The 6,636-nt window shown below is 59.0% G+C and carries 8 protein-coding genes; 3 read left to right on the plus strand and 5 right to left on the minus strand.

Annotated features, from left to right (window positions below; all coding sequences use genetic code 11):
• The first annotated feature begins 183 nt into the window (after window positions 1-183).
• On the plus strand, window positions 184-903 hold the full coding sequence (locus CO670_RS30225; RefSeq protein ID WP_097593683.1) for an MgtC/SapB family protein: 720 nt from the start codon (window positions 184-186) through the stop codon (window positions 901-903).
• A gap of 22 nt (window positions 904-925) precedes the next feature.
• Here the strand turns inward: CO670_RS30225 and CO670_RS30230 are convergent, their stop codons facing one another.
• The 3 genes from CO670_RS30230 to CO670_RS30240 are packed head-to-tail and all read right to left on the minus strand — an operon-like array spanning window position 926 to window position 1,625.
• Window positions 926-1,111: a DUF3008 family protein gene (locus tag CO670_RS30230; protein WP_003564288.1), complete on the minus strand. Its 186-nt coding sequence runs from the start codon at window positions 1,109-1,111 to the stop codon at window positions 926-928.
• Between the two features lie 19 nt (window positions 1,112-1,130).
• Window positions 1,131-1,340, minus strand: coding sequence for a DUF2945 domain-containing protein (locus CO670_RS30235; RefSeq protein ID WP_097593685.1), 210 nt, complete (start codon window positions 1,338-1,340; stop codon window positions 1,131-1,133).
• Window positions 1,341-1,391: 51 nt separating this feature from the next.
• The gene (locus tag CO670_RS30240; RefSeq protein ID WP_010033775.1) at window positions 1,392-1,625 is read right to left on the minus strand and encodes a DUF2171 domain-containing protein; all 234 of its coding nucleotides are present in this window, start codon (window positions 1,623-1,625) and stop codon (window positions 1,392-1,394) included.
• Between the two features lie 244 nt (window positions 1,626-1,869).
• Here CO670_RS30240 and CO670_RS30245 point away from each other — a divergent pair, with 244 nt between their 5' ends.
• Entirely contained in the window at window positions 1,870-2,070 is a 201-nt protein-coding gene (locus CO670_RS30245; protein ID WP_088673640.1) for a hypothetical protein, read from the plus strand.
• 184 nt (window positions 2,071-2,254) lie between these two features.
• On the opposite strand, the gene CO670_RS30250 is transcribed toward CO670_RS30245, so the two are convergent.
• Window positions 2,255-5,047 carry a DEAD/DEAH box helicase family protein gene (locus tag CO670_RS30250; protein ID WP_097593687.1) on the minus strand — a complete coding sequence of 931 codons (2,793 nt, stop codon included), beginning with the start codon at window positions 5,045-5,047 and terminating at the stop codon, window positions 2,255-2,257.
• Window positions 5,048-5,136: 89 nt separating this feature from the next.
• Entirely contained in the window at window positions 5,137-5,427 is a 291-nt protein-coding gene (locus CO670_RS33170) for a hypothetical protein (protein WP_176539064.1), read from the minus strand.
• A gap of 80 nt (window positions 5,428-5,507) precedes the next feature.
• Between CO670_RS33170 and CO670_RS30260 the strand changes: the two genes are divergently transcribed.
• Window positions 5,508-6,527 (plus strand): GlxA family transcriptional regulator, encoded by a 1,020-nt coding sequence (locus CO670_RS30260; protein ID WP_088687664.1) that lies wholly within the window; start codon window positions 5,508-5,510, stop codon window positions 6,525-6,527.
• The last annotated feature ends 109 nt before the right edge of the window (window positions 6,528-6,636 follow it).

The following is a 6,636-nucleotide window of genomic DNA, read 5'->3' on the forward strand; positions in this document are numbered from 1 at the left end:
TGACGGGCGGTGGCCCGCATCCGGTACATACATACACCCGCTGCCGGCAAACCGCCAATCACGCCGCATCGGCAAGAGGAACGTCCCGCGCCGCCTGGCGTTTTAGACCCGTGACAACAGCGGCCGAGGAGGATCGATGCCTGGCGAACGGCACAAAGCCCGCGACACATTCAGGAGCGAAACATGCTTTCGATCCTGACCGAGGCCATGCCGCTGACCCCGAGCTGGTGGGATATCGGCGCGCGCATGGCGCTGACGGTGATCGCCGGCGGCCTCATCGGCCTCGACCGCGAGCGCGGCGGTCATGCGGCCGGCTTCCGGACGACGATCCTGGTGGCGCTCGCCGCCTGCCTGGCGATGATCCAGGCGAACCTGCTTCTGTCGACCTATGGCAAAACCTTTAGTTACTTCACGCAGATGGACGTGCTGCGCTTTCCCCTCGGCGTCTTGACCGGCGTCGGCTTCATCGGCGGCGGCGCGATCCTGAGACGCGGCGACACGATGACCGGCGTCACCACGGCCGCCACCATGTGGTTCATGACCGTTGTCGGCCTGTGCTTCGGCGGCGGCCAGATCGTCACCGGAACGATCGCGACCGCCGTCGCCTTCGTCGTCCTGTCGCCGATGAAGCGCCTGGATACCTGGCTGCGCTGCGAACGCAAGGCAACGCTCGTCATCTATGGTTCGAGTTCCTCCATTGCCGATCTCTCGAAGCTGCTCGAGCCTCTCGGATGCAGCGCATCGTTCGGCTCGCTGAAACGGACCGACGACGACCGCACAGCGCTGGGGTTCGAGCTGCGATGGCTCGCGAAAGATCCAGATGCATCCGCCCGCGCGATCCTGGCCGCCGTCTCCGAAGCGCATGAGGTGGCGGAATTTTCGATGCAATCGACGACGACCTGAGCCGAGTGAGCCGTCACGCCGTCTATTTCGAGGCATGCTCCGGCTTGCCCTTTCGCTTGGTCGAGGCGAATTCTTCGAGCTGCTTTTCGCTCATGGATTCGACCATCTGCTTCGAAGCACCTTTCAGCTCCTTCTTCGGCGTTTCGCCGCGTTTGGCCGAGAGCGCGGCACCCGCGGCCTTTTGCTGGGCTTTCGACTTGGCTGGCATATCGATCTCCTTCGCGCCGTCAAAGCTTCCTGAGTTCGTCGGGCTTGTGCGCGGCTCGCTTTCCCGATTTGTCGCTTTCGACGATATATTGCGGGTACGCCGCCGATGCCTTCACCTTGTGTCCCTTGATCCTGGTCGGGCTGGTCTGCTTCCTGACCACCCTGCCCTTGGTCTTTCCCTGGCTGGTATCCCAGCTCACTTCGTCGCCCGCCTTCAATTGCTTTGTCATGGAGGCTCCTTGCGGTGAAGGGCTGCGGCCGAAGCCGCAGCCGATCGCGCGTCAGTTGATGGTTGCCCACTGGCTGCGAACATCACGCGCATTCTTCGACAGGTGAACGTGAGCGTCGACATGGTCGACCCAGTCGAGCGGAATCAGGTGATGCTTGCCGTCCTCGGAATCGGTCTTGGTCAGCTTGATCCGGGTGGGGCCGTCGAGATGATCGACCGTCCCGACATGGGTGCCGTCGGCTGCTCTGACTTCCATATGTTCACGAATCTGATCTGCGGAAATCATCGTTTCCTCCTTTGCATAACTGGCAGTTACCAGGCCGCAACGATGGGGAACGGAGATGGTTCCAAGGCCTTTTGTCACGCCCGCTATTACGCCGGCCGCCCACGCGCGATCATTCAATCTCGTTGATGTTATCCATAAGCTCTATTCGTTTGAATGATGAGTTGCGCAGGCCCATATTAGCATCATGGACATGGACGAACCTCCCACCGACCCCATGCCCAGACCCTAAAGAAAGGAACCGGAAATGACCACGCTCACCTATCGGGGCAGCGGCAAGCACCTCACCTCAGGCAGAGGCCACTTCGATCTGGTCGATTATGCCCACAGGCTCGTCCTCGCCTGGACGCGCTGGCGGACTGCCCGCGAAATCGAAGCCATGCCCTTCGACATCCGCAAGGACATCGGCTGGCCGAGCACGGACGACAGCAAACACCGGACCATGTAATGAATGCGACATTCCTCCCGAGATGAGGGCGGCGTCTGCTTCGTGCAACGCCGCCTTTTTCGTCTCAAACGTAGCATTTGCTCCGTCGGATGGGCGCATTATCCCTTCAGCAGTGACCTCTCGCACGAGCGTGTGAGGTAGAAGCGCCCCTGGCAGCTGTGCCGCCCGCGCTAATCTGTTACAATCACTCCCAACGGCTGACTCTGTCTGTTTTCCTGGTAAATGCCGAAGCAAATGATTTTGCGCGGAACTTGAGCAGCGTCAGGCGACCCTCAGCGCTGCGCGTGTAGACAAGCTCTGAATCGCCGACATAGCGATTCCACAGCTGAGCAAAATATATGGCATCCTCCTTTTTTCGGCCGATGATCGAAGGGAGCGCGTGATAATCCACCCGCTTCCACCGCCAGAGTTTTGACGACCTGACGAGAATGTAGCGGGGATTCTGTGGGGGGACGAGGACTTCCCGCAGGGCGTCGAGAAAGCGGGATCGTTCGATTGTCGTGGCACCCTCTAGCCGACAGTAAATGATGCCGTTTTGGTCGAGCGTCGCCTTGACGCTTACCTTTCCCAGCTCCGTCCTTATGACCCCCATATGATGCAGCGTCTCCAGGACGGTTGTCCCAACCTGCTTCATGCTCCCTTCCAATGAGCCGTTCCTAAGCAGCAACCGGCTAGCTTTGAACGCACCCGGCAAACAGAAGATGGCCAGCAACGCGAAGACAACGAATAGGACCGACTCCAGTTGTTGCAGCGATCGAATATCGATCACCTCAAAGCCCTGCAGGAATCCATCCAAGATCAGGCCGGCGAGCGCGGCACTCTGCGCAAAGAGAAATTTTGTCGTGTTCCAGTTAACCAGTCCCTTGGGAGTATAGTTGCTCTCCAATGTTTCCTGCATCCTGGCAACAGCGCGTTTGCTGTGCAGCGCGCTATGCCAGCGGGCTTTTAGCGCCTTACGGTCGGTGGCCCGCCGTTCCATCATCTTGTTGATGTCGTCGACACCGCGCGCGTCCCACCGCGCTGTGCCTAGCATCAATCGTTGAAAACCGCTTTCGATCAGCGGAAGCTCACCGAAGGACAATCCCTCAAAGGCATAAAACCGGCGTTTCAGCGCATCGACGTCGCTACCCAGGTCTATTGTCATGGTGTCAAACGGATCGGGCGCTTTTCTGTCGGTCGATTTCCTCCCGAAGTGCAGCGGGATTCTCTGCTCGAGCTTTTCAGGGTCGATGACTGCCAGATGCCAGACGTTGGCAGCCTTCTGAGGCGCTTGAGGGTCGATGCGAATGGCGCGGCCCCGCATCTGATTGGAAAGCACATATGATCCTACCGTACTTGCTAGGATCAAGGTGTTTACGGAGGGTGCGTCCCATCCTTCGCCCAGCAAAGCCTGGGTGCCGACCAGGACCGTGATCCCGCCCCGGCCGAACAGTTCGGTGATCATATGGACGATATTGCGGCTCCGCTCGCCCGCGAGTTCCACGCTGACGAAGCCGGCGTCGAACGCGGCCTGCTGATAGCGGATATGCTCCGCACCTATGCTAAGATCGTCTGCGATCTCATCGAGAATTCCTTTCGATCCCGCCGGAATGAGAACCAGGCTCCCGGTCAGAATTCCAAGCTTGAGATCAAGTCCGGACCGCCGCAAGGTCTCAAAGATAGGCACCACACCCATTCTCTCGATAGGCGGAACGTCTGCGGGCCCGGTGGGCAACATATCCTTCCTTATATAGTCGGAAAGGATAACCATACGGAGTTCGTCACGTATCGACGCGCTTTCGAGCCGGGCGATATCGACGATCGCGTTGAGCTTGCTCACGCTCGAGACCAACAGCTTCTGAACCGATCGTGGATCGGTCAGTCGCACTTTGCCGTGCTCCACGGCCTTGATTTCCCTCAGCCTGTCTTGTTGGTAGCGGATTGTCCGCTCCGCGTCTTGGAAATCATCGCGATAGGTGTAGATGACGCCGTTCAGCAATACCTCTATCCATTCAAGCGTCAGATCCGGTATTTCCCGCGCCTTGACGCCGAGAATGTCGAGAGTCGATTGCGGCAGGTCGACATATTGCGCATTCAGGAAGATCAGCATGCTGGAGAAAAAGCGGGCATCATCCAGTATATGCTCCACATTTTCGATCGGCTGCATAATCCACGGGTGATGCAGAATTGTCTGCTTGAATTCTGCGCTCTCGAGCAGCGTTTCGACGAAGTCAGCGATCTGCGCGCGAAACTCCGCGAGTTTCTGTGCTTCCAGCGCACTTGGCAGGCTGAAATGGACATAGTCCTGATGGGGGCAAAGGTCGCCTTGCAGTACGAGTTCAGGCACGGAAATTTCACCGTCTATCGGCCCGCAAAGCGCCTGATAGCGGTCCCATTCCTGCGGATCGACATCGTATGGAGGCGTAGCTGTCAGCGCGACGACGGTCGGTTTGCCCAATGCTTCCTTGAGCATCGTTAGGGCCTTCCACCACTCGTTTCTAAGATGGTGCGCTTCATCGAGCACAAGCGTGCGAACGTTCCCTTCACGCAGCTTCGCGATGATTTTCTTTCTCGCCTTCTCCGTCTCCTGTTTGCCTGCTTCGACGGATTGTGTCCGGTCGTTGTCCTCCTCTTCGCTGTCGACGATTTCTTCTTCAGATGCACGGCCCGAAAACGCTGCATGCAGAGCCTGATAGGTAATGATCGTGACGGTGCCAGGCGCCCTTACATCATGGGAAATCCAATCCGGTGCAGCAACGTCAGCGGGTAGGAACATCGCACGCAGCCGCTGCGCCCATTGATCCCGGATGGTCTTGCTCGGGGCCAGGATCAAAGTCGCTTCGCCAAGCCTGCGCATCACCTCAAGGCCTAAAATCGTTTTGCCTGAGCCGGGTGCTGCGACGATATGCAAACCATCATCGCCTATGAGATTTGCCAGATCATCAAGTATCTTCTGCTGATATGCTCGCCACGTGCCCTGAAAAGCGAGGTTTCTCATTCAATGCTGCCTTTGGGATAATAGGCGACGAGTCGTCGCGAAAGTTACGATTGAAATTATTGAGCAGCACTGCACCATCTTAGCTTGAGTCATGCAACGCCGGTTATGCCTCGCGCACGTCTTTTGACGAAATTGCAGCGGCATCGCACGGGCACCGGACCATGTAATGAATGCGACATTCCTCCCGAGATGAGGGCGGCGTCTGCCTCGTGCAACGCCGCCTTTTTCATTTCAGGACGATCGAATTCAGAGCCGCTTCCATCCCAAATTTCCGCCGCCGACACATCTTTGCTCCATCCGGCTCCCGGCTTGACGGCCGTCAGACCAGTCAAATCGCGGTCAATGTCGCATATTTGCTCTTCACGGCCGCATTTTTCCATGCCAGTGTCGCTTTCAGGACATCGGCGCGACGCATTCCGCGCAACGAATATGTCATCGTCCCTCGAGCATGGATTTCGCTATGAACAGGATGCAGATCAAGAAGCGTTCGCTGGTCTTCTTTATGGTACCGCAATTCACCATGCTGCCCTTCTCGGCGGCCGTGGACACCTTGCGCATCGCCAATCGCATGCTCGGCTACCAGGCCTACACCTGGCGGCTCGCCTCCGTTGACGGAGACAAGGTCTATTCTTCCTGCGGCATCGGCATCGAGGCGAATTCCTCGCTTGCCGAGGAGCGCCGTCATCTCGGCGGCGAAAACCGGCCCGGCATGGTGCTGGTCTGTTCCGGCATCGATATCGAAGAGTTCAACAACAAGTCGGTCAATGCCTGGCTGCGCGAATGCTACAATCGCGGCGTCGCGGTCGGCAGCCTCTGTACGGGCGCGCATGTGCTTGCCCAGGCCGGTCTCCTGAACGGCAAGCGCTGCGCCATTCACTGGGAGAATCTGCCGGGCTTTTCCGAAGCCTTTCCGCAGGCGGAGGTCTACGCCGATCTCTATGAGGTCGACGGCAACCTCTATACCTGCGCCGGTGGCACCGCCTCGCTCGACATGATGCTGAACCTCATCGGCGAGGATTTCGGCGAAAGCCTGGTCAACCGCATCTGCGAGCAGCACCTGACCGACCGCGTGCGCAACCCGCATGACCGCCAGCGCCTGCCGCTGCGCGCCCGCCTCGGCGTCCAGAACGCCAAGGTCCTGTCGATCATCGAGCTGATGGAAGGCAATCTTGCCGAGCCGCTGTCGCTGATCGAGATCGCCGACGGCGCCGGCCTCTCGCGCCGCCAGATCGAGCGGCTGTTCCGCCAGGAAATGGGCCGCTCGCCTGCCCGCTACTATCTGGAAATCCGCCTCGACCGCGCCCGCCACCTGCTGGTGCAGTCCTCCATGCCCGTCGTTGAAGTCGCCGTCGCCTGCGGCTTCGTCTCGGCCTCGCATTTCTCCAAGTGTTATCGCGAACTCTACCATCGCTCTCCGCAGCAGGAGCGCGCCGAGCGCAAGATGACCATGGCGACGGCAAGGCAGGCGGTCGCGGCTTGAGGCGACCGCAGCACGGGAAGCTGACCCCTTCCTTCGTCATGCTCGGCCTTGTGCCGAGCATCTAACCACGGGTTGATAGGGCAGCAGATCCTCGGCACAAGGCCACTGC

Source organism: Rhizobium sp. J15, assembly GCF_002531825.1.
GTDB lineage: Bacteria > Pseudomonadota > Alphaproteobacteria > Rhizobiales > Rhizobiaceae > Rhizobium.

What these genes read in the sequence shown, in the direction of transcription:
- CO670_RS30225 (WP_097593683.1), top strand. Translation starts at nt 184, where the DNA reads ATGCTTTCGATCCTGACCGAGGCCATGCCGCTGACCCCGAGCTGGTGG.
- CO670_RS30230 (WP_003564288.1), bottom strand. Translation starts at nt 1,111, where the DNA reads ATGCCAGCCAAGTCGAAAGCCCAGCAAAAGGCCGCGGGTGCCGCGCTC.
- CO670_RS30235 (WP_097593685.1), bottom strand. Translation starts at nt 1,340, where the DNA reads ATGACAAAGCAATTGAAGGCGGGCGACGAAGTGAGCTGGGATACCAGC.
- CO670_RS30240 (WP_010033775.1), bottom strand. Translation starts at nt 1,625, where the DNA reads ATGATTTCCGCAGATCAGATTCGTGAACATATGGAAGTCAGAGCAGCC.
- CO670_RS30245 (WP_088673640.1), top strand. Translation starts at nt 1,870, where the DNA reads ATGACCACGCTCACCTATCGGGGCAGCGGCAAGCACCTCACCTCAGGC.
- CO670_RS30250 (WP_097593687.1), bottom strand. Translation starts at nt 5,047, where the DNA reads ATGAGAAACCTCGCTTTTCAGGGCACGTGGCGAGCATATCAGCAGAAG.
- CO670_RS33170 (WP_176539064.1), bottom strand. Translation starts at nt 5,427, where the DNA reads ATGGAAAAATGCGGCCGTGAAGAGCAAATATGCGACATTGACCGCGAT.
- CO670_RS30260 (WP_088687664.1), top strand. Translation starts at nt 5,508, where the DNA reads ATGAACAGGATGCAGATCAAGAAGCGTTCGCTGGTCTTCTTTATGGTA.